The organism is Geobacter sp. (assembly GCF_027327745.1).
GTDB lineage: Bacteria > Desulfobacterota > Desulfuromonadia > Geobacterales > Geobacteraceae > Geobacter.
In genome coordinates, this window is the sequence record NZ_DAHVYG010000009.1 from 60,592 (window position 1) to 84,614 (window position 24,023).

General features: G+C 61.4%; 28 protein-coding genes and 1 pseudogene. 4 read left to right on the plus strand and 25 right to left on the minus strand.

The genetic code is table 11. The features are described 5' to 3' along the window. Positions 1-116 precede the first annotated feature (116 nt). Complete coding sequence (locus M6689_RS02225; RefSeq protein WP_298267299.1) at positions 117-1,229, plus strand: sorbosone dehydrogenase family protein; 1,113 nt, start codon at positions 117-119, stop codon at positions 1,227-1,229. 321 nt (positions 1,230-1,550) lie between these two features. Here M6689_RS02225 and M6689_RS02230 read toward each other — a convergent pair whose 3' ends face one another. Then, positions 1,551-1,844, minus strand: coding sequence for a DUF1540 domain-containing protein (locus M6689_RS02230; protein ID WP_298267301.1), 294 nt, complete (start codon positions 1,842-1,844; stop codon positions 1,551-1,553). 277 nt (positions 1,845-2,121) lie between these two features. On the opposite strand from M6689_RS02230, the gene M6689_RS02235 reads away from it, so the two are divergent. Beyond that, entirely contained in the window at positions 2,122-2,304 is a 183-nt protein-coding gene (locus M6689_RS02235) for a hypothetical protein (RefSeq protein ID WP_298267304.1), read from the plus strand. 110 nt (positions 2,305-2,414) lie between these two features. Here M6689_RS02235 and M6689_RS02240 read toward each other — a convergent pair whose 3' ends face one another. Then, positions 2,415-2,675: a DUF3862 domain-containing protein gene (locus tag M6689_RS02240; RefSeq protein ID WP_298267306.1), complete on the minus strand. Its 261-nt coding sequence runs from the start codon at positions 2,673-2,675 to the stop codon at positions 2,415-2,417. A gap of 230 nt (positions 2,676-2,905) precedes the next feature. Between M6689_RS02240 and M6689_RS02245 the strand changes: the two genes are divergently transcribed. Continuing rightward, positions 2,906-3,718 carry a hypothetical protein gene (locus M6689_RS02245; RefSeq protein ID WP_298267309.1) on the plus strand — a complete coding sequence of 271 codons (813 nt, stop codon included), beginning with the start codon at positions 2,906-2,908 and terminating at the stop codon, positions 3,716-3,718. A gap of 18 nt (positions 3,719-3,736) precedes the next feature. Here the strand turns inward: M6689_RS02245 and M6689_RS02250 are convergent, their stop codons facing one another. Both M6689_RS02250 and M6689_RS02255 read right to left on the minus strand, forming a co-directional pair. Then, positions 3,737-4,486: an MFS transporter gene (locus M6689_RS02250; RefSeq protein WP_298267311.1), complete on the minus strand. Its 750-nt coding sequence runs from the start codon at positions 4,484-4,486 to the stop codon at positions 3,737-3,739. A 47-nt stretch (positions 4,487-4,533) separates the two neighbouring features. Beyond that, positions 4,534-5,361, minus strand: coding sequence for a biosynthetic peptidoglycan transglycosylase (locus M6689_RS02255; protein ID WP_366949713.1), 828 nt, complete (start codon positions 5,359-5,361; stop codon positions 4,534-4,536). A 129-nt stretch (positions 5,362-5,490) separates the two neighbouring features. Between M6689_RS02255 and M6689_RS02260 the strand changes: the two genes are divergently transcribed. Next, on the plus strand, positions 5,491-6,693 hold the full coding sequence (locus M6689_RS02260) for an MFS transporter (protein ID WP_298267353.1): 1,203 nt from the start codon (positions 5,491-5,493) through the stop codon (positions 6,691-6,693). A 79-nt stretch (positions 6,694-6,772) separates the two neighbouring features. On the opposite strand, the pseudogene M6689_RS16230 reads toward M6689_RS02260, so the two are convergent. From M6689_RS16230 to M6689_RS02360, 21 genes and pseudogenes are all read right to left on the minus strand, one after another. Then, positions 6,773-6,841: pseudogene (locus M6689_RS16230) on the minus strand (Fic/DOC family N-terminal domain-containing protein); the annotation flags it as partial. A gap of 7 nt (positions 6,842-6,848) precedes the next feature. Further along, positions 6,849-7,445 (minus strand): hypothetical protein, encoded by a 597-nt coding sequence (locus tag M6689_RS02265; protein ID WP_298267313.1) that lies wholly within the window; start codon positions 7,443-7,445, stop codon positions 6,849-6,851. A gap of 217 nt (positions 7,446-7,662) precedes the next feature. After that, positions 7,663-8,394 carry a cupin domain-containing protein gene (locus tag M6689_RS02270; RefSeq protein WP_298267314.1) on the minus strand — a complete coding sequence of 244 codons (732 nt, stop codon included), beginning with the start codon at positions 8,392-8,394 and terminating at the stop codon, positions 7,663-7,665. 287 nt (positions 8,395-8,681) lie between these two features. Further along, positions 8,682-8,957, minus strand: a complete 276-nt coding sequence (locus M6689_RS02275) for a plasmid stabilization protein (protein WP_298267316.1) — start codon at positions 8,955-8,957, stop codon at positions 8,682-8,684. Between the two features lie 2 nt (positions 8,958-8,959). Beyond that, positions 8,960-9,223: a prevent-host-death protein gene (locus tag M6689_RS02280; protein ID WP_298267318.1), complete on the minus strand. Its 264-nt coding sequence runs from the start codon at positions 9,221-9,223 to the stop codon at positions 8,960-8,962. A gap of 141 nt (positions 9,224-9,364) precedes the next feature. Beyond that, entirely contained in the window at positions 9,365-9,820 is a 456-nt protein-coding gene (locus tag M6689_RS02285; protein WP_298267319.1) for a YaiI/YqxD family protein, read from the minus strand. Positions 9,821-10,701: 881 nt separating this feature from the next. Next, the gene (locus tag M6689_RS02290; RefSeq protein ID WP_298267321.1) at positions 10,702-11,868 is read right to left on the minus strand and encodes a Fic family protein; all 1,167 of its coding nucleotides are present in this window, start codon (positions 11,866-11,868) and stop codon (positions 10,702-10,704) included. A gap of 169 nt (positions 11,869-12,037) precedes the next feature. After that, positions 12,038-12,769, minus strand: coding sequence for a hypothetical protein (locus M6689_RS02295; RefSeq protein WP_298267323.1), 732 nt, complete (start codon positions 12,767-12,769; stop codon positions 12,038-12,040). A gap of 71 nt (positions 12,770-12,840) precedes the next feature. Further along, a complete protein-coding gene (locus M6689_RS02300; protein WP_298267325.1) occupies positions 12,841-13,182 on the minus strand; it encodes a hypothetical protein in 342 nt (113 codons plus the stop codon). Between the two features lie 105 nt (positions 13,183-13,287). Then, positions 13,288-14,520 carry an LL-diaminopimelate aminotransferase gene (locus M6689_RS02305; RefSeq protein ID WP_298267327.1) on the minus strand — a complete coding sequence of 411 codons (1,233 nt, stop codon included), beginning with the start codon at positions 14,518-14,520 and terminating at the stop codon, positions 13,288-13,290. A gap of 136 nt (positions 14,521-14,656) precedes the next feature. Beyond that, positions 14,657-14,941 (minus strand): HEPN domain-containing protein, encoded by a 285-nt coding sequence (locus tag M6689_RS02310; RefSeq protein ID WP_298267329.1) that lies wholly within the window; start codon positions 14,939-14,941, stop codon positions 14,657-14,659. Continuing rightward, positions 14,934-15,245: a nucleotidyltransferase domain-containing protein gene (locus M6689_RS02315; protein WP_298267331.1), complete on the minus strand. Its 312-nt coding sequence runs from the start codon at positions 15,243-15,245 to the stop codon at positions 14,934-14,936. The genes M6689_RS02310 and M6689_RS02315 overlap by 8 nt, the downstream gene beginning before the upstream one ends. An 8-nt stretch (positions 15,246-15,253) precedes the next feature. After that, positions 15,254-16,054 (minus strand): 4-hydroxy-tetrahydrodipicolinate reductase, encoded by an 801-nt coding sequence (gene dapB / locus M6689_RS02320; RefSeq protein WP_298267333.1) that lies wholly within the window; start codon positions 16,052-16,054, stop codon positions 15,254-15,256. Positions 16,055-16,183: 129 nt separating this feature from the next. Next, positions 16,184-17,056, minus strand: a complete 873-nt coding sequence (dapA, locus tag M6689_RS02325) for a 4-hydroxy-tetrahydrodipicolinate synthase (protein ID WP_298267335.1) — start codon at positions 17,054-17,056, stop codon at positions 16,184-16,186. A gap of 42 nt (positions 17,057-17,098) precedes the next feature. Further along, a complete protein-coding gene (gene lysA / locus M6689_RS02330; RefSeq protein WP_298267337.1) occupies positions 17,099-18,352 on the minus strand; it encodes a diaminopimelate decarboxylase in 1,254 nt (417 codons plus the stop codon). A 111-nt stretch (positions 18,353-18,463) separates the two neighbouring features. After that, the gene (locus M6689_RS02335; protein ID WP_298267338.1) at positions 18,464-19,288 is read right to left on the minus strand and encodes a fibronectin type III domain-containing protein; all 825 of its coding nucleotides are present in this window, start codon (positions 19,286-19,288) and stop codon (positions 18,464-18,466) included. 5 nt (positions 19,289-19,293) lie between these two features. Next, entirely contained in the window at positions 19,294-20,670 is a 1,377-nt protein-coding gene (gene argH, locus M6689_RS02340; RefSeq protein ID WP_298267340.1) for an argininosuccinate lyase, read from the minus strand. Positions 20,671-20,693: 23 nt separating this feature from the next. Continuing rightward, the gene (locus M6689_RS02345; RefSeq protein ID WP_298267341.1) at positions 20,694-21,857 is read right to left on the minus strand and encodes a hypothetical protein; all 1,164 of its coding nucleotides are present in this window, start codon (positions 21,855-21,857) and stop codon (positions 20,694-20,696) included. 10 nt (positions 21,858-21,867) lie between these two features. Beyond that, on the minus strand, positions 21,868-22,311 hold the full coding sequence (locus tag M6689_RS02350; RefSeq protein ID WP_298267343.1) for an NUDIX domain-containing protein: 444 nt from the start codon (positions 22,309-22,311) through the stop codon (positions 21,868-21,870). A 96-nt stretch (positions 22,312-22,407) separates the two neighbouring features. After that, a complete protein-coding gene (locus M6689_RS02355) occupies positions 22,408-23,625 on the minus strand; it encodes an argininosuccinate synthase (protein ID WP_298267345.1) in 1,218 nt (405 codons plus the stop codon). A gap of 27 nt (positions 23,626-23,652) precedes the next feature. Then, positions 23,653-24,023: hypothetical protein (locus M6689_RS02360; RefSeq protein WP_298267348.1), on the minus strand; the 371-nt coding region annotated here is incomplete at its 5' end.

Genomic DNA, 24,023 nt, shown 5'->3' on the forward strand with positions numbered 1-24,023 from the left:
GGCGTTCCGAGCGGAGCAGACCCCGGCCGGCTGTCGAATTCAGGATTGCCGGGCCGCCTTGCGGATCGGCACACCGTGGTACAATGAAAACGAATGTACCGGCACGGGAGGTTCCCATGCGCCCTTTCAGATTTCGTTGGATCCTGCCCCAGCTCCTCTTCCTCGCGACCGCTGCAAGCTGCAGCGCCGCCCGGCCGCTGCCGGCCGGCATAACGCTCCCCCCCGGCTTCAGCATCGCCGTCTACGCCGGCAAGGTGCCGGGCGCCCGCTCCATGACCCTTGGCGCCAGGGGAACCCTCTTCGTCGGCACCCGGGACGCGGGGAAGGTCTATGCCGTCGTCGACCGCAATGGCGACCACGTGGCCGACGAGGTCATCACCATCGCCAGCGGCCTGCAGATGCCCAACGGCGTCGCCTTCCGCAACGGCTCCCTCTACGTGGCCGAGGTCAGCCGGGTGCTGCGGTACGACAACATCGAGGCGCGCCTGAAGAATCCTCCCCGGCCGGTAACGGTCAACGCCTCCTTTCCGGACAAGACCCACCACGGCTGGAAGTTCATCCGCTTCGGCCCCGACGGCAGGCTTTACGTGCCGGTGGGGGCACCCTGCAACGTCTGCGAGGAGAAGAACCCGCGCTTCGCCACGATCATGCGGATGGACCCGGACGGAAGCCACCTGGAGATCTTCGCCAGGGGGGTGCGCAACACGGTCGGTTTCGACTGGCATCCCAGGACCGGCGAGCTCTGGTTCACCGACAACGGCCGTGACTGGATGGGGGACGACTTGCCCCCAGACGAGCTCAACCGTGCCCCGCGGGCCGGCCTCCATTTCGGTTTTCCCTACTGGCACGGCCGCGACATCCCCGACCCGGCGTACGGCACGAAACACCCCCGGAGCGACTTCGTCCCGCCGGAGATGGAACTGGGTCCCCACGTGGCGGCACTCGGCATGCGTTTCTACACCGGCACCATGTTTCCCGAAGGCTACCGCAACCAGATCTTCATCGCCGAGCACGGCTCCTGGAACCGGAGCGAACGGATCGGCTACCGCATCACCCTGGTCCGCCTCAGGGGAAACCGGGCCCTCTCCTACGAGACCTTTGCCGAGGGGTGGCTGCGCGACGGCACGGTGAGGGGAAGACCGGTCGATCTGCAGGTAATGCCCGACGGCAGTCTCCTCGTGTCGGACGACAAAGCAGGCGCCATCTACCGGATCAGCTACCGGAAATAACCTGGGCGGGGGAACCGCACCCAACCCGGGGAGGCGGCCTGCCGTGCGATGCCTGGAGGATTGCGCAGCTGACAGACACGGGGGCCTTCGGGGACACAGATCGAGGCGCTCTGGCTGGAGGGAAAGAACCGGGAGGCCGAAACGTGGCGGGAACACCGGGATATCAACATGGTGATGCTCGCCACAAGCCTCGCCCCCGATGCCTTTTTGTCGATTTAGGAGTCTGTCGGACTTAGGCTGAGTCCGACAGACTCCTGGGCCGTAACTTCGGGCAGGGGGGCTCGGGGGCGGGTTACGGGGCTTCGACGGGGGAGTGCCCGTCTACCGTGAATGAAAGGTCTTGCAGTCGGCGTGCCCCTCGTGCCATCCGATGGTTACCCTGCTGGCGGAGCATTCGAGGGACTCGTTGTGCATGCAACTCGCGACCTTGCAGGCCCCAACCCCGCCCCTCGTATCGGGAATCCCTCCCGTCTCCCTGCTGACCACGTAGGTATCGCAGCTCGGACAGGCCTCCGGACCGCCGACCGTGATCGCCAGGGTATGACACGAGTTGTGTTTGTTGTAGGCACAGTCTGTTACGTCGCATTCGGTGATGGTCGTCATTACCTTTGTCATGATGTTCTCCTTTCCCTGAGATTCGTCCCCTCCTGGGTGGTCGAGATTCTTCCAGGCCCCCCCCGCCCTGTTCCCGTCTTCCCGCCCCAGGACATCCTATAAATCTTAAGTATATAACGAATCTCCCGGTCGGCAAGGAGGCCGCCTGAACTCTTTCCGGCTTCTTGACCAGGGTACCGGTTGGTTCTAACATTTAAGGAAAGAGCCGCGGCCGGTGGCGATGCTCCGGGAAAGAGAGAGGGAAGTCTGCGGCAGGAAACCGGGAAGGAGGTTCACCATGGCAACCTTTGAACTGAGCGAAAGAGAAGCGGCAACACTTGTCAGGGTGCTTGAATCGTATATCCCCGACCTGACAACGGAGAGGGTCGCAACCGACCACCGGCAATGGCATGCGGAACTGAAGGAGCAGGAGGCCGTACTCGGCGACATCCTGAAGCGGCTGAAAGCCGTTACGTCCTGAACGGGAAACCCGGCCTACCGCAAACCGGCGGCGTGCGAGGCGGGAAAACGGCAAAGGCGGTCGCTCGGCCGCCTTTCACATAAGGATGAATCTCCCGGACACTACTGCGGTCAGTTGATGTTTTTGCTGGTGAACAGCATCACCTTGTCGTTCACAAAGTTTATCGTAATGTTCTTCTGCTCGTTCCCCCAGACGCAGCTCCTTACGAACAGCGCCTCCGAACAGCTGTCTGGCTTGCCGAGAATCTTGACCACCTCCCCATACTCAATCCCCACCTTGATTTTTCTGTAGTTCTCCATCGTCAACTTGCTGCAGCCGACGAGCATTCCCAGCGCAGCAATGACAATTATCAGACGCAGGCAGACCGGCACCGTAATGCTCCTTTCCTTCGGAGTTTTCGAATCCGTATGGAGCAACTATAGCAGAAAACGGCAGAGGCGTCCCCCGCAACCTCATCCGTGTGTTGAGCACGTGCCCAGATTGACAGGTCGGCAGCGTGGGATAAACTTTGACGTGCTCAAAATGATGCATGAACGCCGGCAAAGTTGCATCCCGAGACCGGCTTTTCAGCCGGCCCCGCTTATCGCAAAAGGAGGACAACATGCGGAAAATGCGCTACGGAGTCGTTGCACTGTGGATGCTGCTGTGCTGCTCGGTGACTTCGGTCTCGGCCCAGGTGAGCATCGGGATCGGGCTGCCCAACGTGCACATCGGGATCAACCTGCCGCTGTTCCCGGAACTCGTGCCGGTGCCGGGCTACCCGGTCTATTACGCTCCCCGGGTGGATGCCAACTACTTCTTCTACGACGGCATGTATTGGGTCTTCCTGGACGACGGCTGGTACGCGAGCTACTGGTACAATGGCCCCTGGTGGCTTGTGGAGCCCGACGTGGTGCCGCTGTTCATCCTGCGTATCCCCGTGCGCTACTACCGGTATCCCCCTCCTTACTTTCGCGGATGGCGACGGGATGCGCCCCCCCACTGGGGCCAGCACTGGGGCCGCGAATGGGAGCATCATCGAAGAGGATGGGACAAGTGGAAGCGTGGCTCTACTCCGCACCGCGCCCCACTCCCCGTCTACCAGCGGCGATATTCGGGAGACCGGTATCCACAGGTAGAGGAGCAGCAGCAACTCCGCCGCCAGCATTATCGTTACCAACCGCGCGACAGGGCGGTCCACCGGCACTTCCGGCAGGAAGGTCCGGCCGGCCCACGCCCGGCGCCGGCTCGCCAGCCTTCTCCCCGGGAGCGGGGACCGGCATTGCGGGAGCAGAGGGAAGAGCCGGCGCCAAGGCCCCACGGCAGGGAAGAAGGAATGCGGGAGAGGGGTAGGTCCCAGGAGCCCGAGCGGGGCCGGGAGCATGGGGAGAAGAGGAAAAAGGAGGAGGAGCGTGGCCGGGAACGCAAAGACTGACCGATCTGGCAATTCGCCTCAATTATCTTTACGCGGCGCCGGCAGACCGGCGGCAAGGAAGGCTGCCGCTACGGTCAGCGCCGCCGCAAGGAGGTAGGCGTAGCGGAACGTACCGGTTGCCTTGGCTATCACCCCCGCCATGGCGGGGCCAACGGACTGGCCGAAGGCGAAAAACAGCGTGATCGTGGCAAAGGAGGTGGCGGCGCGGGAGAGCCCCAGATAGTCGCCCACTGCCGCCGCCATGATGGCGGGGATGGCGAACACCGCCACCCCGTACAGGACAATCGAGGCACTCAGCAGCAGGGAGCCGCCCGGTTTCAGGCCGGCGAGCAGATAGGCGGCGGTCTGCACCGCAAAGACCAGCGCCAGTCCCCACTTGCGCCCGATCCGGTCGGACAGGGCGCCGAACCCGACCCCGGAGAACATGCTGAACAGACCGACCCACGACCAGTAGAACCCCGCTTTTGCCTCGCTGAAGCCGTACTCCCCGACCATCGTCGTCACGATGAAGGTGCCGAATACCATGAAGGTGGCACCGAAGACCAGATAGAGGAGACCGAGGCGCAGGAGGATCACCCCATCCCCCCGGCGCTCACGGCTGACGAACTGCTCGTCGGAGGGAGGGAGCGGCCGGCCGAGCGGTTCGAGCCCCACCTCGGCGGGATGATTGCGCAGAAAAAGCGCCGCACCCGCGGCAACGAGCAGACAGAGCAGGCCGAGCACCAGCCAGTCGCTTCGCCAGCCGTCCGCCCCGTAGAGGCGGTTCACCGGATGATCTCCTTATGCTGGAATTCCCTGGCATTCCAGCGTGTGGCTCACCGGAAAACCCCGAACAGGTCCCTGAAGAAGCGCCGCGCCTTGGCCGCGAAACTCTGGTCCACCTTCTTCTGCATGCCGCCGATGTTGGGAATTTCCGCCAGGGCCTGGCGGTACTCCGCCTCGGTCAGCACCCCCTTCTGCCGCAGCTGCCCGAGGATCATGTCGGAGCGCTTCAGCACCCGGTCCAGGTGGCGGTACGGATTGTAGACCTTCCGGGGACCGGGAAGCATGGCGGCGAGGAAGGCGCATTCCCGGGGCGTGAGGGCGCTGGCCGGCTTATCGAAGTAGTAGCGGGAGCCGTGGCCGATGCCGTACACCATCGGTCCCAGCTCAACGATGTTAAGATAGAGTTCGATGATCCGCCCCTTGGTCAGCTCCTGCTCCAGCCGCCTGGCGAGGTAGATCTCCTTGATCTTGCGGGTAATGGTCTTGTCCCTGGTGAGGAAGAGGTTTTTCGCCGTCTGCTGGGTGATGGTAGAGGCGCCGCGGGCGAAGCGCTTTTTCTCCAGGTCATACTTGATGGCGTTCTTGAGCGCTTTGACATCGATCCCCTCATGCCGGTAGAAGTTGGCGTCTTCCGCCACGATGACCGCCCACTTCATCTCCGTGGGGATGCTTTCCGACGGGGTCCACCAGGGGTTCTGCGGTCCGACGACAAAAGGATGGAGCTTACCCCGCCAGTCCTTCACCTGGATGGTCAGGTTCGCCCTGCGGTCGGCAAGCGCTGCCACCGGCGGGAGGCGGTAGAGGGCGATGCCGATGGAGATGACATAGAGGGCGATGCCGCCAAGGATGATTGTTGCCAGCCACCTTACAGCCTTCAATGGTGCCTCCCGCGGAAAGAGGGGTTTACCCGGAACGGCGCGCCACGATGAACAGCTCGATGTCGATCCGGTCGTGGAATAGTCGACAAAACCGTACCGTTTAGTTGCCTTGCAGGTTATGCTGTGACAATGCGAACGCCCGGCACGGCCATGAAGCGCAACATCCCCCTGCTCTACGCCTTCTCCTTCCTGCAGATGACCCTCTTCCCCATGGCGGTCATCACCCTGTTCTGGAAGGAGCACATCGGGCTGAGCCTGTCCCAGATCCTTCTCCTGCAGAGCATCTTCGCCGTGGCCATGGCGGTGATGGAATACCCCTCCGGCTATATCAGCGACCGGATCGGCTACCGGCCGGCCCTGACCGCGGCGGCGCTTCTCGGCATAGCGGGATGGGGAGTCTACACCGTAGCCTCATCGTTTCAGGGCGTCCTCGTCGCCGAGATTCTCCTCGGCATCTCCACCTCGTTCATCAGCGGCACCGACAGCGCGCTCCTCTACGAATCCCTCAAGGGCAACGGGGAGGAAGGAGCCTACGCCCGCTGCGAAGGGCGCTCCACCTTCTTCGGCCAGACCGGCGAGGCCGCCGGGGCGCTCTTCGCCGGCGTCCTCTACGCCCGCTATCCCCTCCTACCCTTCATCCTCCAGGTGGGGGTCTGGGTGCTGGCGCTGCTCGTCACGGCAGGGTTGACGGAACCGCCACGCGAGCGTCGACACAGCGGCAGGCACCTGAAAGAGGCACTGGCCGCGGCCCGCTACGTCTTCATCGAGAACCGGCGCCTGCGCGTCACCATCCTCCTCAGCATCGCGCTCGGGCTCTCCTCCTTCTACCCGGTCTGGCTGATCCAGCCCTACATGCGCGACAGCGGCGTGCCGCTCGCCTCCTTCGGCCCGGTCTGGGCCGGGGCCAACCTGGTCGTCGCCCTGTTCGCCGTGGTGAGCCACCGGGTGCGGGACCGCCTGGGGGACCGGTGGATGCTCCTGCTCCTGATGCTGCTGGTCTGGGGGGGCTACCTGGGGCTGGGGTGGACGGCGGGGGCGTGGGGCTTTCTCTTCTACTACCTGCTCACGGCCATGCGGGGGATGCGGGGGCCGTTCCTCCTCCACGTGGTCCAGACCGAGATCCCCTCGGCCAGCCGGGCCGGGATGCTGTCGCTGCAGTCCCTCTGCTTCCGGCTCCTGTTCGCCTGCACCGGCCCGCTGGTGGGGCGGCATGCCGATGCCTCCGGCGTGGGGAACACCTTCCGGCTCCTCGGCATTGCCTACCTTCTCGTTCTGCCGCCGCTGGTGTATCTCTTTTTGCGGCACCGGCACATCGACGAAGCAGCGAGATGAAGCCGGCGCCCAGCCCATGGGTTACCTCGGCGACGTCATCCGGGGAGCTCCTACCCTCGATCTCTCCCTCATATTCCAGCAGGTCCGCCAGAGAAGCCTGGGTCCCCTCGATCTGGGAGCTGAGAACTGCCTCCTTGCGGACGTACAGGTGGCCCCTAGATCCTTTGGCAGAGCACCCGTCTTGAGCGAATTCGACGGATCAGCACGGGTACGATGACCATCGCCCCGAGGACGATGGTCATCGTCGTGTTGGGGTCTCGAAAATAGGTATTCAGGCGGAGGGTGGTGAGCGCAATGACGACAAAGTAGAGCATGTCGCCGGCGATGGCGAATGCCCATCCGGCAACGAACCCATGTCCGGCCGCCAGTGCCGAGGCGCGCCCCGTCATGGGATCGACACCGAAAGAAATCATGATGAGCGCAAGGGGTCCGGCGCCGGTCCCGCTGAAATGGGAGACGCTGCGGGCAGTAGCTGTCTTGAGGAGGGCGCTGAACCGGGCGAGAAACGGAATTTTCCCGCATACCAGTGCCATCAGGCGCAGGATCGGTTCAAAGGCAACGGCCAGGGCGATATCCGAAACCAGGTAGAGCAGCGCGGTGACGGGCCAGGCCAGCCCCTTTGCCTGGGCGAGCAGCACGCCGGCAGGTATGCCGCCGCCGACAGGAATGATGAAGAGCTTCAGCACCGAGAGCATGGTCGACGGTGCCGGAACTGCGTCGGTAGATAGCGTGGGGAGCAGGAAGTTGGTCATAAAGATTCCGTTATAACGATAATCCGCAGTCTTCCGCCACCAGTTGCGCCACCGGGGCCGTGATCTGCGGTGAATAGCCGGCTAGATATTTCAAATGATGTTGGTGCATCTGTGCTCCCTTCTCATTCGTTCCCGCATCATACCTGCAGTTCCTCCCACAGGTCGAATGTACCGCCAGAGATGAACACTATGAAAGGATCACGGGAAGGAAGACCCTTCAGTCCCCGTCCCGGGTCAGCCGCCGGATGATGCCGGCATGGGTCTGGAACCGGCTGAGCAGGTCGGAGCGGCTCCCCATCTCGAAATCGGCAAAGTCGAAACCGGGGGCTACGGTGCACCCCACCAGGGAGTAATTTCCCGTGGTTTCGGCGCCGAACCAGCACCCCGCCGGCACCACCGCCTGGAACGTTTCACCCGCCGCCGGATCGCTCCCCAGCGTCAGGGAGTAGCAACCGCCCGCAGGGGTGATGACATGCACGATCAGGGGAGCGCCGGCATGGAAATGCCACAGCTCGTCCGACTTGATCCGGTGCAGCGCCGAAATGTCACCCCGTTCCAGCAGGAAGTAGATCGCGGTCGAAAAGGAGCGCTCGCCGGCAACCTGTTCCGGGAGGAGATTGCCGGGAATGGTCCCGGCCGCCCGGTAAGTCTCCCGGTACCACCCTCCCTCCGGATGGCGTGTCAGGCCGAGGCCGGCAATCAGCTCCGTGGCGACCGGTCCGCCGGCACGGTCGGGGGCGACAAGGCTGAAGCGGGGGAGTTCGGCACCGTCCACGAGCACCATCTCCATAAACATCGCCAGCGGCCGTACCCAGAGGGAATCGTTGTCGTAGAGGCAGCGGTAGACCACCATGAGCTCGTCCGTCTCGCTGTGGCGGGCCGTGCCGATCACCCGGTACTCGCCCCCCTTGTAGTGCCGGTAGAGCCCCGGCGTCGGTTCTTGGTGCATGGAAACTTCCTCCACTCTGCTCGACAGAAACGATTATGGCTGAATAACGGTGCGTCCGAAAGCGTAGTGCCGTACTTCTCAGAAGAAGCTGCACAGGTGGCCAAGCGGCCGTCCTGCGTATTACCGAACATCTTGTCATCATGGAAGACCCCGTTTGATGCCTTAGAGCAAGACGCACGCTAATAAACTTTAAGGCCGTATCGTTTATTAGTCGAGACACTTACGAAACGGAAAGTGATTTGCGTTTATTAGCGCTGCAAGCAGGACCGTCTGACGGCGTCTATGGTCTACCGATACACCTCGTCATGACTGCCGATGTCGAGGAGAATGATTTCCCGGTCAGTGATAATGACCGTCAGGGTAATGCGGTAGCTGTGCGTGAGGCTTACCGCCTGAATCCCTTTCAGTTTGCCGGTCAGGTGGTGGTACTTGAGATGGGGCTGGAACGGGTCATGTTCCAGGTCACGAAGAATCGCGGAGAACTTGGCACGCAGCTTGGGATGATGCTCGATGAACTTTGCGGCCGCGCGGGTAAAGCCGGATGTCCAGACAAGAGTATACACGGTCAGTCATCCAGACCCAGCTCTTTGATCAGGTCGGCGGCAGTCCCCCGCTTCACGCGGCCGGCCTTCACATCCTCCAGTGAAGCCTTTACCCGGGCCACATACGCCTCCTCTGCCTCGGCCACCAGCTCCCGGTAGCGCTCCTCGGTCAGTACCACGTACTCGGGCCGGTTGTTTCGGATGACATGCACGTCACCCTTGGCAATCAGATCATCCACCGCAGCCATGCCGCGTCGTTTGAGTTCTTGGGCGGGAATGGTATTCATGTTGGCACCTCTTTAGGTACTTGATTGAATATTAAAATCATGCCACAGGCCGAGCAATCGGGCAATTGAATTTTTGCTTCAAAACAGTAAAGGGCGGCCATACGGCCGCCTTCTTCTGGGTTAACGAGACGTGGCAACAGACTAGCGCCGGAGCATACGATGCAGGAGGCTGTCCAGGGCCGAAGCAAAGCGGTTGCGGTCGCTCATGCTAAACGGTGCAGGGCCGCCCCCCTGGATTATACCGGTGTCGCGCAGCTCGCTCAACAGGTCTCGCATGGCCAGCCGGTCGCCGATGGACTCCTCGCTGTACAGTTCGCCGCGCGGGTTGAGCGCCACGCCCCCCTTGGCGACGATCCGGGCGGCCAGCGGCACGTCGGCGGTGACAACCAGGTCAGTCGGAGCTGCGTGCTCGGCGATGTAGTCGTCCGCCACGTCAAAGCCACCGGCCACCACCACGCTCTCCACCAGCGGGCCGGCATGCTTGGCGAGGCTCTTGTTGGCCACCAGGCAGAGCGGCACCTGCAGCCGGGTCGAGGCCCGGAAAAGGATTTCTTTCACAGCCCGCGGGCATGCATCGGCATCGATCCAAATCTTCATAGGTTCCTATTTGTGAACGAAACGGGTACCGGCTGCAATATAAAATCGGGTAGGAGACGGGGTCACCCCCGCCGTCCTCCCACACACCGTGCGTACGGTTCCGTACACGGCGATTCATGAAGGGCCATTCCGTTTGCAGGTAACCTTTCAGGGCCGTTACCGCCATGTTGTCCACGCCGGCGGATCCCTTGTTGCTCACTACTCGTGCATATGCCGCCATCATGTTGCCGCGACTGACGATCTTCTCCATCAGCCCCGTTGCCGCTTCCGGCCAGCGAGTCGCTTTCCTTCCCGTGACGTTTGCCGCACCTCCCCCCTACTCTTGCGGTTTCCGACCACTACCCTCCGGGGTGGCGCCGGGCGTCTCGGCCCGGCCTTCTGCTGCTCCTGCCGTCATCGAAATTCAACCGACGCCTCTCGACGCCGGTAGCACAAGGCAGGTTGACAGACCTCCCAAGGTAATGCGCGTGACCTTCATCCCATATACCCGCCGCATCTACAGCCACACCCTCCCGGATGGTTATCGGGCTTTGAAGAGAATTGCCTTCTCGCCCGGATGTGGCTGCCTCATATGCGATTCCTGTTCGTCGGGCCGGGACTTTGCCTGCGGCTTCCTTCAGATTCCGCCTCGCGACGGACACCCTTGCCGTCCGGCTATCGGTTCCCACCATCAGGGTCCGAAGAGGACTTGCACCTCCAAGTCTCCAATTCAATCACCACAACCGATTGGATGGCGCTTACGCGCCACGCGCCATGCCTGACGCACAACAGCAAAGGCCGCCTTTGGCCGCCTTTTGAATTAAATATGGATGTCCCCGGAATTTGCCCAAAAGTCAGCCGCTTGGCCGCCTCGCGATCCTGTCCCATGGCAAGAGCATGAATTAGCCGTACAGTTCCGTCCCTTCCCTGATGATCGCCAGATACGACTCATGGAGAAAGACCCGGTCCCGCTTCTTGCCGCTCACTTCCTTGAGAATACCGAGGGACACCAGATTGCGCACCGCCTTGCCTGCTGCCGGGGAGCTGATCCCAAGTTCTCGCGTCACGTACGGGATGGTCACGTAGGGGCTGCGATAGAGCATATCCAGTAGCGTCATGGCTGTCGGTGCCGCCTTCCCCAGTTCGGCCAGTTTTTGTCGATCGGCGGCCATCAGGTCCATGATCGCCTTGGCGGCGTCGGTAGCCTGCTTAGATATTTCGTAGACACCCTGCAGGTAATACTTGATCCACCCCTCCCAATCGCCATCACGCCTGACGGCGTTAAGACGTTCGTAATACTCCTGACGATGCTTCTTGAAGAAGAGGCTCAGGTAGAGAAGGGGTTTTTCCAGTACCTGGTCGTGACAGAGGATAAAGGCAATCAACAGCCGCCCCATACGGCCGTTACCGTCCAGGAAGGGGTGAATGGTTTCGAATTGGGCGTGGGCGAGACCCGCCTTGAGCAGCGGCGGAACCGTCTCATCGTGGAGGAATTTCTCCATCTCGCCCAGACACGGCAGCACTTCATGGGGTGGCGGTGGCACAAAGGCGGCATTACCTGGCATGGTGCCGCCGATCCAGTTCTGGGTCGTCCGGAACTCCCCGGGATTCTTGTGCCCACCACGGATGCCGGCCATCAGGCGGGCATGAATCTCCTTGATCAGGCGCAGACTCAAAGGGAGTTCCCGCAGTCGCTCCAGGCCGTAGTTCATGGCGGCAACGTAATTAGATACCTCGTTGATGTCGTCCTGGGAGCTCTTCCCCTCGATCTCCCCCTCAAACTCCAGCAGATCGTCAAGGGATGCCTGAGTCCCCTCGATCTGCGAGCTGAGGACTGCCTCCTTGCGGACGTACATGTAGAGGAAGAGATCAGGATTGGGGAGGGTATAGGTGCAGCCGTCCAGTCGACCCAGGGCGCGGTTGGCCCGCTCCATTAGGCGGCTCATCTCGTCGTCGATCTTGAGCGGCGGCACTGGCGGCAATGGATTGGGAATAAAAGCACTGTAGCCGTCAGGCCCTTTCTGCTGCATCACCAACCTTCCGCCTCGCGGGGAAGCTTCGCTGAACATGTGATCTCCTGATAAACGCAATGGCATTTTCGTTTACTAGTGCGTAACGCAATGAAACTATCGTTTCTTAGTGCGCAACACTAATAAACTTTAGTGGCATTAAGTTTATTAGTCAACGGCGTTATGTCACGCAAGCCCGTGTCCCCGGAATTTGCCCGTTCCTCTCTGATTACCAGGAATACTTGATCGGGTTAGCAGCTCCAGCCTTTCGAAATTCATCTGGTACGCGTTTTCCAATATAGAGATTCCTGATCTCCTGGTTTGCCTCATGCCCGATAAATCCACAACGCCCCGGTACGCTTTCACGACCAGGGAAGTTTTCAGAAGTGGCGTCGAGCCATTGATCGGCAATGAATGCCCCGATGATGAGACTTTGTCGTGTAGGTAGAATGACTTCAGCCTGCTCGGCTTTCGACTTGTTTATTTTCCAGGCATAACGCGTTGCTTCGTACAGCGAGGTCTCTGCTGCGCTCTGGTTCACACTTATAAGGAGGGCTTTATGATCGAACCTTGCCGGTTCTGCGCTGTATCGGTTAATGATTTCTCGTGCATGCATCACCCCATAGTCGCTGCTGCCGGTTCCTCCCACGATGTTTGTAAGGCCCGGGTACGCATCTATCAGTGCCGCCTCGACTTCGAATGCCGCATCATCGTCCATTCCATGGCGATGAATCACATGGGCAACTTCAAACCCCGCCAATTGAATATTTCTGATGCGTGATAGTTTGTCGCTGAGGGCGTCGCCGTTCAGATCACCCCGTATATGGGAAAATACGCGATCACCTTTACCTTTACCGACGTAGAATGTTTCTCCGTTTCGAGGGTCTATCAACCGGTAAACGTAACTCTTGAGCTTTTCCGCGACTTCTGAAGGAAACGAGTTTGGAGTTGAATCTGTCATAATTCCTCCTGATCCTAATTGGGATAGATCCTGCCATGTCGCTGGACGGTAATGGGGGTGTATCGTCATTCCTACTTGCCGTTGACTTCGAATACTTCGGCAACCGTTTCTCTGACACCTTCGGGTAAGCTATTGCACTCGGGATCGTACAGGTAGATGACCCCGTCGACGTAGCCGCCGAATCGTCCCGATGCAGTGTAATAGTTGCCGCTGGCTATGGTTGCCAAGACATCATCCTTCTCCTGCGGGGTCTCCGGCTGCCAGACGAATTCCATGTCATGAACGAATCCGATGCAGTCCAGCCCCTTGCAGGCCGCCATTATCTCGAACCGGTCGTCTTCATCGTAATGGTAGACCTCTATCCGGTTGATAAGAGCGATGCAGTGCAGGGTAGAGTCGTTCGGGAAGAGCATGTGCCGAACGTCGGACGTCTCGCCGGTTTCGGTGTTGGTAACGGTTCCCGTTATCATGTTGTCAAAAAAAAAGGGCGCCGCAAAGGGCGCCCTTTCTATCGCAATCTACTTCAGATTCTTCTTTATCCTCTCCACCGCCTCGATCACATTCTCGCGATGGCCGAAGGCCGAGAGCCGGAAGTACCCTTCGCCGCTCGGGCCGAAGCCGGAGCCGGGGGTGCCGACGACGTGGCACTCGGTGAGGAGCTTGTCGAAGAAGTCCCAGGAACTCATGCCGCCGGGGGTCTTGAGCCAGATGTAGGGGGCGTTGACGCCGCCGTAGACGGTGAGGCCGGCGGCCGCGAGGCCCTCGCGGATGATCCGGGCGTTCTCCATGTAGTAGTCGATGATCTCCTTGTTCTGCTTCCACCCCTCGTCGGAGTAGACGGCGGCGGCGGCCTTCTGGACCGGATAGGAGGCACCGTTGAACTTGGTGGTGGTGCGGCGCAGCCAGAGCTTGTTGAAGCTGTACCGCTCGCCGGTGGCGGTGGTACCCGTTACCTCTTCCGGCACGACCACGAGGCCGCAGCGGACGCCGGTGAAGCCGGCGGTCTTGGAGAAGGAGCGGAACTCGATGGCGCACTTCTTGGCCCCTTCGATCTCGTAGATGGAGTGGGGGATTTCCGGATCGGTGATGAACGCCTCGTAGGCGGCGTCGAAGAAGATCACCGCGTCGTTGGCGTTGGCGTAGTCGACCCACTTCTTCAACTCGGCCCTGGTGGCCACCGCGCCGGTGGGATTGTTGGGGAAGCAGAGGTAGATGATGTCCACCTTCTCGGTGGGGAGGGCCGGAATGAAGTGGTTCGCCTCGGTGCAGGGGAGATAGACGATCCCCTTGTAGTACCCCTTTTCGTCCGCCTCGCCGGTGCGGCCGATCATGACGTTGGTGTCGTTGTAGACTGGGTAGACCGGGTCGCCGATGGCAACCACGTTGTCGAGGGCGAAGATGTCGAGGATGTTGGCGCAGTCGCACTTGGAGCCGTCGGAGATGAACATCTCCTCGGTCTTGAGATCGACGCCGAGGGGCTTGTAGGACTTCTCGATGATGGCGTTGATGAGCCAGTCATACCCCTGCTCGGGGCCGTAGCCGGCAAAGTGCTCGGTGGTGGCGAGATCGTCCACGGCGTCGTGGAACGCCTTGATGACGGCCGGGGCCAGGGGGCGGGTGACGTCGCCGATGCCGAGGCGAATCACGCGGGCGGACGGGTTGGCCTCGGCGAAGGCCCGCACCCGGCGGCCGATCTCGGGGAAGAGGTAACCGGCCTTCAGCTTCAGGTAGTGGTCGTTGATTTTTGCCATTACGTCGTCTCTCCTTGGTGCGATGTATTCAGAACTGAATCTTGCTCACGATGATCGCGTGAATTGACAGGGCCGTATCATAGGCCTGGCGGGCTTCTTCAATGGTCGGCTCGTTAGTCGTCCGGATAACGGACAGCTACACCATATTCGGATATCTCCTCCAACTCCCCCTCGTGAGAAAGAAGCTCGGAGCCAGGTCGGTCACACCGGTCAGCAGTTTGACCAGATCGTGGGTCTTGGTGACATTGCGGCGGTTGGCAACCAAAAGCCCCTTGAACAGTTTTTCGATGGCCTGTTGGGCATGAAAGCAGACGGTATCGGTGGGAACGATCGCAGATGCGAGGTTGTTGCTGATATTCAAGAGGTCGTGGTCGGCCTTGTGCAACCACTGCCGTACAATCTCAGCTGTTACCTCATCCATAGAGAAGCTTTCCGAAGTGGGTGGCGTTATAGACGATGGTGCCGGGAATATCCTTGTACCTCGCGAATTCCCGCGGAGTGTAGACAAAGGCATCCAGAGAGAACGTCCGTCGCGGAAAGAGCCGCTTCAGGGCAACGTTCCGCTTATGGGGAGGCAATTCCGACTCCATGACCACCACCAGATCAACATCGCTGTCAGCGGTCGCCCGCTCCTCGGCGTACGAGCCGAAAAGGAATATCTTTTCCGGCTTCATGGCCTCAGCGATGCGGTCCTTCAGTTGCTCGATGTCCGCAGACGAAAGCATGGCTTTCCCTAACGCAACCCCAGCACATCCTGCATATCGTACAGCCCCGGCGCCTTTCCCACCACCCACTTGGCGGCGCGGACGGAGCCGCGGGAGAACATGTCGCGGGTCATGGCCCGGTGGCTGATCTCGATCCGCTCACCCATGCCGATGAAGTAGACGGTGTGCTCGCCGACGATGTCGCCGCCGCGCACGGTCTGCATGCCGATCTCTTCCTTGGTCCGCTCGCCGCAGATCCCTTCGCGGTGGTAGGTGGCCACCTTGTTGTAGTCGCGGCCCAGGGCCTCGGCCACCACCTCGCCCATGCGGACGGCGGTGCCGCTCGGGGCATCCTTCTTCTTGTTGTGGTGCAGTTCCACGATCTCCACGTCAAAGTCGTCCCCCAGGGTCTTGGCCACGTCCTCCAGGATCTTGAAGCAGACGTTGACCCCGACGCTCATGTTGGGGGCGAGCACCGCCGGGATTTCCCGCGCCAGCTCCACCGCCAGGGCCCGCTCCTCGGGGGTGAAGCCGGTGGAGCCGATGACGATCGCCTTTTTCTTGAGGGCGCATACCTCCAGGTTCTTCAGGGATACCTTGGGAGTGGTGAAGTCGATGAGGACGTCGCACCCCTCCACCACGGCGTTGAGATCATCGGAGATGGCGACGCCGAGGGCGCCGCAACCGGCGATGAGGCCGGCATCCTGCCCCACCAGCTCGTGGCCCGGTCGCTCCAGGGCGCCGGAGACGGTGCATCCCGCTTCCCTGGCGGCAACGATGATCCTCTGGCCCATGCGGCCCGCAGCGCCGCAGACAGCGATCTTGATCATAAAAAACCTCGGCAGGCTGAAGACTTAAGACTGAAGGAAAAACCTCCAACTGTCAGCACTTCGCCTTGAATTTGAATAGTGTGTTACAGACTAACAGACTTATTAAATCTTCAGCCTTCAGCCCTCAGCCTAAATCAGCTCGTATTCCTTCATGATGGCCACCAGCTTCGTCTTGCTCGCCTCACCCATGGGGCAAAGCGGCAGGCGCACCTCGTCGGAGCACTTCCCCATGAGGCCCAGGGCCGTCTTGACCGGGATCGGGTTCGACTCGATGAACATGGCGTTGCCGATCTTGAGGGTCTTGAGGTGGAGGCTACGGGCCTTCTCCTGGTCGCCGGCAAAGAAGGCGTCGGTGAGATCGCCAACAGTCTTCGGCATGATGTTGGCCAGCACCGAGATGACCCCCTTGGCGCCGCAGGCCATCATCGGAAAAGTGATGAAGTCGTCGCCGGAGAGTACGTCGATCCGGTCACCGCAGAGGGCCAGGATCTCGGAGGCCTGCTGGAGTGAGCCGGTAGCCTCCTTGATGGCGACGATGTTCCGGTGGGGGGCCAGGCGTGCCACGGTCTCGGGGAGCATGTTGACCCCGGTGCGCCCCGGGACGTTGTAGAGGATCTGGGGGATGGCCACGGCGTCGGCGATGGCGGTGTAGTGGCGGACGAGCCCCTCCTGGGTCGGCTTGTTATAGTAGGGGGTAACCAGCAGCACGCCGTCGGCCCCGGCCTCCTTGGCCTTCTGGGAGAGCTCGATGGCCTCGGCGGTGGAGTTGGAGCCGGTGCCGGCGATGACCGGAACCCGCTTGTTGACCTGGTCGATGACGGCCTTCACCACGTCCATGTGCTCGTCGTAGTCGAGCGTCGACGCCTCGCCGGTGGTGCCGCACGGCACGATGGCATCGGTCCCGTTGGTAATCTGGAACTCGACGAGTTCCCGCAACTTCTCTTCGTCCACTGCCCCGTTCAAAAACGGGGTGACAATGGCGACAATGCTTCCCTTGAACATAATTTATTCCTCCTCCAGAGGTAGATGAAACCGGGCTAAGGGTTACAGAAACGAGGCGATTTTCTCGCCTTTAATGAGGTCTTCGACGGTCTCGCGCTCGCGGACCACTTCGAACTTGTCCCCCTTCACCATCACCTCGGCCACCCGGGGGCGGCTGTTGTAGGAACTGGACATGGCGAAACCGTAGGCGCCGGCGGACATGAATGCCACCAGGTCCCCCTGCCTGAACATGGGGACTTCGCGCCCCTTGACCAGGAAGTCACCCGACTCGCAGATGGGGCCCACGATGTCGGCGACGATCATGCCGTCCTGGTCCTTGGTGACCGCCTGGACCCCGTGGTAGGAGTCGTAGAGGGCCGGCCGGGCCAGGTCGTTCATGCCGGCGTCGATCATGATGAAATTCTTCTCGTCCCGTGCCTTGGTGTAGAGGGTCCTGGCCACCAGGATGCCGGCATTCCCCACCAGGTTGCGCCCCGGCTCGAAGACCAGGTGCATCCCCAGGTCCTTGGTGGCGGCCACGATCTCCTTGCCGTAGTCGGCCGGCAGGGGGGGCTCTTCGGCGTTGTACTGGATGCCGAGACCGCCGCCGCAGTCGAAGTATTTGAGGTCGATCCCCTGGCTGCGGAGCTTGGCGATCATCACCTTCAGCTTCTCGATGGAGTCGACAAAGGGGTTCACCTTGGTCAGCTGGGAGCCGATGTGCATGTCGATGCCGATGACGTCGATCCCCGGCAGGGTCTTGGCCCGGGCGTACTCTTCCATGGCCCGGTCGATGGTGATGCCGAACTTGGCGTTCTTGAGGCCGGTGGTGATGTAGGGATGGGTGCCGGGGTCCACGTCCGGGTTCACCCGGATGGCAATGCCGGCCGTTTTCCCCATGCGGGAGGCGATCTCGGAGATGCGGGTCAGCTCCTGCTCCGACTCCACGTTGAACATGAGGATGCCGGTATTGAGGGCGTACTCGATCTCGTCGTCCTTCTTGCCGACGCCGGAGTAGACCACCTTCTTCGAGTCGACGCCGGCTTTGAGGGCCCGGTAGAGCTCGCCGCCGGAGACGATGTCGACGCCCCCTCCCAGGTTGATGAAGGTCTTGAGGACCGACTGGGTGGAGTTGGCCTTGACCGAGTAGCAGACGGTGTGGGGAACGCCGGAGAAGGCCTCGTCGAACGCCTTGAAGTGCCGGGTCAGGGTGGCGTGGGAATAGACGTAGACCGGGCTCCCCACCCTGGCGACAATCTCCTTGAGGGAAACATCCTCGGCAAAGAGCTCGTTACCCTTGTACTGGAAGTGATTCATGGTTTCCTCCGTTTATGAAAAGTGTGTCATCGTCACGACGTAAACAAAAGTGGGTATTTCTAACATGCCGTCCCGAAAAAGTCAAAAGATTAAAGGCTTACCGGACTTTCGCTAGTCGGAGGGGGCCGTCAGGGCGCCGCTCGCCTCATTGGAAGCGGCCCCCTCCACCAGTTGGCCGTCGGCCCCGGTCACCTCGCGCACCGTGTAGAAGTAGGTGACGCCGCGCTCCACCTCCCGGTCCTCGTAGCGCTGCTCCTTCACGGGGGTAGGGGTCAGGAGGACCAGGGTCCCGAGATCGTCCCCCCGCCGGCGGTAGAGGTCGTAGCCGGCAAAGTCGGCGCCGGGCGTGCGGGCCGGCTCCCACCGAAGGAGGATACCGGTGGGGGTCGAAGCCGCCGTGAGGCGCGGGGCGGGGGGGGCCGCCACCTTCAGGCGCCGGGCTCGGTTGGAAGGCGCGCTCTCGCTTCCGTCCTTCCGGAAGGCGATCACCTTGTACTGGTAGGTGGTGCCGTTCTCGACCCCTGCGTCGGGGACGACGTAGCGGTTGCCGTACACCGTCACGTCCCGGAGGTAGTCGAGATCCACCGTTTTCACGAGACGGTAGGCGGTGGGGCACTCCTCGCAGTCCTCCCCCGGAGGGAGCACGGGGCGGCGGTAGAGCCGAAACCCGGCCAGATCCTTCAGGGGGCGCCCCCCCGCATCGCGCGTCGGCGCCTCCCAGGAGACGAAAAACCGGTCCCCCTTCTGCTCCACCGCCAGGGTAGCGACCGCCCCCGGCGCAAAGGCCTCGGGGGGAACGAGGGGCCCCTTCTTGCCGCAACCGGCCACGAGCAGAAGCCCCGCCAGGGCGAAAGCACAGATCGCCGCTGGCGACGTCGGCCGGAGCCGCCGCAGGATGTGAGACACACCCTGAACGTTGAACGCAGAACGCCGCACGGCCCTTACCTCCCCGCCTTCACCCGCTCGATCTCCGCCTTCACCCGCTCCGGAGCGGTGCCGCCGGTGGCGGCCCGGGCGTTCACCGACGCCTCCAGGGTGATGCAGTCGAAGATGTCCCCGTCGATCTTCTCCGAGAATCCCTGCCACTCCTCCAGGGTCAGGTCGGGAAGGTCCTTGCCGCTGGCGATGCAGTAGGCAACGGTCTTTCCCACCACCTCGTGGGCGTCGCGAAACGGCATCCCCTTGCGGACGAGGTACTCGGCCACGTCGGTGGCGGTGGAGAACCCCTTGGCGGCGGCGCTCCGCATGTTCCCGGCGTTCACCCGCATCTCGCGCACCATGTCGGCGAAGATCTTCAGGCTTCCCTTCACCGTGTCGATGGTGTCGAAGAGCGGCTCCTTGTCCTCCTGCATATCCTTGTTGTAGGCGAGCGGAAGGGCCTTCATGACCGTCAGGAGCGCCATGAGGTTGCCGTAGACCCGGCCGGTCTTGCCGCGGACCAGTTCCGGGACGTCCGGGTTCTTCTTCTGGGGCATGATGGAGGAACCGGTGCAGAAGGAGTCGGAGAGCTCCACGAACTTGAACTCGCTTGTGGACCAGAGGATCAGCTCCTCCGAGAAGCGGGAGAGGTGCATCATGAGGATCGACGAGGCCGCCATGAACTCCAGGGCGAAGTCCCGGTCCGAGACCGAGTCGAGGGAGTTGCGGGTCACCCCGGGGAAGTCCAGGAGCTCGGCCGCGTGCTCCCGGTCGATGGGGAAGGTGGTCCCGGCCAGGGCCCCGGCCCCGAGCGGCAGCAAGTCCATCCGCCGCAGACAGTCCTCCATCCTTCCCTTGTCCCGGGTGAACATCTCCACGTAGGCCATCATGTGGTGGGAAAAGAGGATCGGCTGTGCGGTCTGGAGGTGGGTGTATCCCGGCATGATGACGCCCAGATTCTTCTCCGCCTGGAAGACGAGGGAGTCGACGAGGAGATCGAGGTAGGCGGAGATCTCCACGATCTCGTCCCGTAGGTAGAGGCGGATGTCGAGGGCCACCTGATCGTTGCGGGAGCGCCCGGTGTGGAGCCGTTTCCCCGCCTCGCCGATCTTCTCCGAGAGGCGCGCCTCGATGTTCATGTGGATATCTTCCAGGGCGACGGAGAAGTCGAATTTCCCCCCCTCGATCTTCTTCAGGATCTCCTGGAGCCCCTCGACGATCCGCTCCACGTCCGCCAGCGGGATGATCCCCTGCTTGCCGAGCATCTGCGCGTGGGCGATGGAGCCCCGGATGTCCTGGTGGTAGAGCCGCTTGTCGAAGTCGATGGAGGCGGTGAACTCCTCGACGAATTTGTCGGTCGGCTCGGAGAAACGGCCGCCCCAGAGTTTTTCGTGTGCCATGGTTATATCTCCTGATGGTTTGTTTACGTTTCCTGCCCGATCTCGAACCCCGTCACCATCTCGTCACCGGTGACCTTTACCCAGCCGCCGTCCCGGGACCAGCGCATGATCGCATGCACCTTCAGGGGGACCCGGCTCGTGCGGGGGTCGAGCTCGTGGTGGAGGGGGAGATTGAAGTAGTAGAGGCGGGTCCCCGCGCCGAAACGGAGGCGGCAGACCGGCGCGCCGTGGAAATCGTCGGTGGAGAACTCCGAGAGATCCATACTGGTGAGCCGGTGGTTGCGGTTTATCACCACGGACGAGGTGCCGAATCCCCGCTCCTCGGGGGCATCCTCGATCCGGGTCTCGTCGGAAGCATTGCCGAAGACGGTCACCGTCTCCCGTACCCCCGGCGTATCCTCCAGATACTCGCCGTAAAAGCCCGAGAGGACGTCCCGGTAAGCGCGGTGCTCCGGCTTCGGGTTGCACTGGATGACGAAGAGGGCGTCAAGGGCCTGCCGGGTGGTGAAGAAGAGCTGGTTCGCGTGGTCGATGATCTGCCGGATGTTGGAGCGGTAGAGGTCGCGGTAGAGGTAGTCGAGACAGATCAGCACCATGAAGTTGAAGCAGGAGGGGCGGCTCCGGAAGAGGTAGAAGTGGCGTCCCCGGTAGAGGTCGTGGAACTTGTCGAGAAACTCCTCTCCGTGGAACGGATGGCTCTTCGCCTCCAGGAAGACCCGCAGCTTGCCGCTTGTCTCCTTGATCGCGATGCAGCACCAGTTCACCGGCGTCTCCAGCACGTCCCCGGAGTCGATGTCCCGCTCCACCAGCTCGATCGCCTCGGCGTTGTCCTCCCGGAACCGCTCCAGCTGCTGTCGGTACGTCTTGAGGCTCACGTGCTCCACGCCGAACATGGTAGCTGTGTTGGGGCGGAAAGTGCCGTCGATGATGGCGAGCATCTCGTCGAAGCGGGCGAAGGGGACGTGGGTCTCGGGGAACATGAGGAAGTGAAGCTTCTTCAGGTTCCCCTCCCCCGCCGTCACCAGATCGAGGACCGACCGGACCATCTCCCACTGCCGGTCCGGCTCCACGATGGCGAACCCCTTCTCCGCCCGGCGCAGGCGATTCGGTACCTGGGCGATCATGCAGTGGAGGTGGTGCCCCAAGGGGTATTCGAGATTCACCTTCTTGTCGATGATCTGGACCATCGGGCACCTCTCACGTCTCGCAGCTGCAAAGTTCCGAAAAGACCTTCCCGAGGATGAAGCGGGTCCCCTCGGGCATCTTGTACGCCGGCAGCTCGTTGCGGGGAACCCAGCGGGCCTCCTCCACCTCGGCGCGGTTGTGGGCGATGTCGCAGTAGAGGGGACGGCAGAGGTAGTAGAGGATGATGAAGTGGTAGTTGTCCTCCCCCGGCGTCACGTGCTCGAACACGTCGATGAGGTCCTCCACCTCCACCTGGAGCCCCACCTCCTCCATCACCTCCCGCTGCAGGGCCTTGACGATCGGCTCCCCCAGGTCGATCTTCCCTCCGGGCATGACCCACTCCCCCAAGAAAGGGGAAATGTTCCGCTTGGTGAGGAGCACCTGTTCGTCGCTGTCGACGATCACCGCGACGACGGAGGTGACTATATGTCCTTTCTTGAATACCTTTTCCATCATGCGATACGCAAAGGGACACGGCGGACCGTGTCCCTGGAGTGGATTGACGGGATGGTCCGTAGGGGCGATTCACGAATCGCCCCTGACGCATCTTCCCTACTTCTTCTGCGCCTGCATGAGCGACCGGATCCGCAGCCGCAAGCTGTTGATCTTGATGAACCCTTCGGCATCCTTCTGGTTGTAGACCTGGTCCTTCTCGAAGGTGGCGAAGTCGAGGTTAAAGAGGGAGTCGGTCTCGGACTTGCGGCCGACGGTGCGGCAGTGCCCCTTGTAGAGCTTGACGCGCGCCACGCCGTTCACCGTCTTCTGGGAGTCGTCGATGAGGGTCTGGAGCATCTCCCGCTCGGGGGAGAACCAGTAACCGGCATAGATCATCCTGGCGTACTCGGGGATGAGGGAGTCGCGAACCCGCATCACCTCGCGGTCCATGGTGATCTGCTCCACCGCCATGTGGGCCTCGCGCAGGATGGTGCCGCCGGGGGTCTCGTAGACGCCGCGGGACTTCATCCCCACGGAGCGGTTCTCCAGGAGGTCGACCCGGCCGATGCCGTGCTCGCCGCCGAGGTAGTTCAGGTGGGCCAGCAGTTGCGCCGAGCTCATCTTCTCGCCGTCTACCGCCACGGGGTTGCCGTTCCTGAACTCGATCTCTACGTACTGGGGCTTGTTCGGGGCCTTTTCCGGCGCCTTGGTCAGGACGAACATGTTCTCGGGGGGCTCTGCCCAGGTGTCCTCCAGGATGCCACCCTCGAAGGAAATGTGGAGGAGGTTGCGGTCCGAGGACCAGGGGCGCTTCTTGGTGACCGGAATCGGAATCCCGTTCTTCTTGGCGTAGTTCACCAGCGCCTGACGGCTGTTCAGCTTCCAGTCCCGCCACGGGGCGATGACGGTGATGGCGGGGTCGAAGTGGTAGTAGCCGAGCTCGAAGCGGACCTGGTCGTTCCCCTTGCCGGTGGCGCCGTGGGAGACGGCGTCGGCACCCTCGATCCTGGCGATCTCCATCTGGCGCTTGGCGATGAGGGGGCGGGCGATAGAGGTGCCGAGGAGGTAGTGCCCCTCGTATATGGCGTTGGCCCGGAACATCGGGAAGACGAAGTCCTTGACGAACTCTTCCTTCAGGTCGTCGATGTAGACCTTGTCGGCGCCGGTGGCGAGGGCCTTGTCACGGATCGGCGCCAGCTCGTCCCCCTGCCCCAGGTCGGCGGAGAAGGTGATCACCTCGCAGCCGTACTCGTTCTTGAGCCACTTGAGGATGATGGAGGTGTCCAGACCGCCCGAATAGGCGAGGACGATCTTCTTCACGTCTTTCTTGGCCATGTGGTTCTCCTTTGATTTAGCGTTTAATTAGCAATAATTTTCAATCAATTGCTTGAAATTAAAAAGCTCCTTGCACCGCGCTGTTGATTTATCGATGTAACGTAACAGTCTGGGCACATAAATTACATTATTCTCAAAAAGTGTTTTTTGTTTATATAACCTTCCAGGTTTTTCCTTGTCCTCCTCGTAGCCCATTGACAACAACAGGGATTCAACATTTGTTATTGATTCATAATCGGAAATTCCTTCAGGAAATAATCCTGTGAATGTGTCAGGATCATACGTAGCAAGAAGCCATGTTTCAATCTGTAGAGTCGGGATAACATATTGGAAATTTATTGCAGTCTTTGCCGTTCCTAACCATAAATCTATACCTCTTGCACACCATTCCCTTCTTT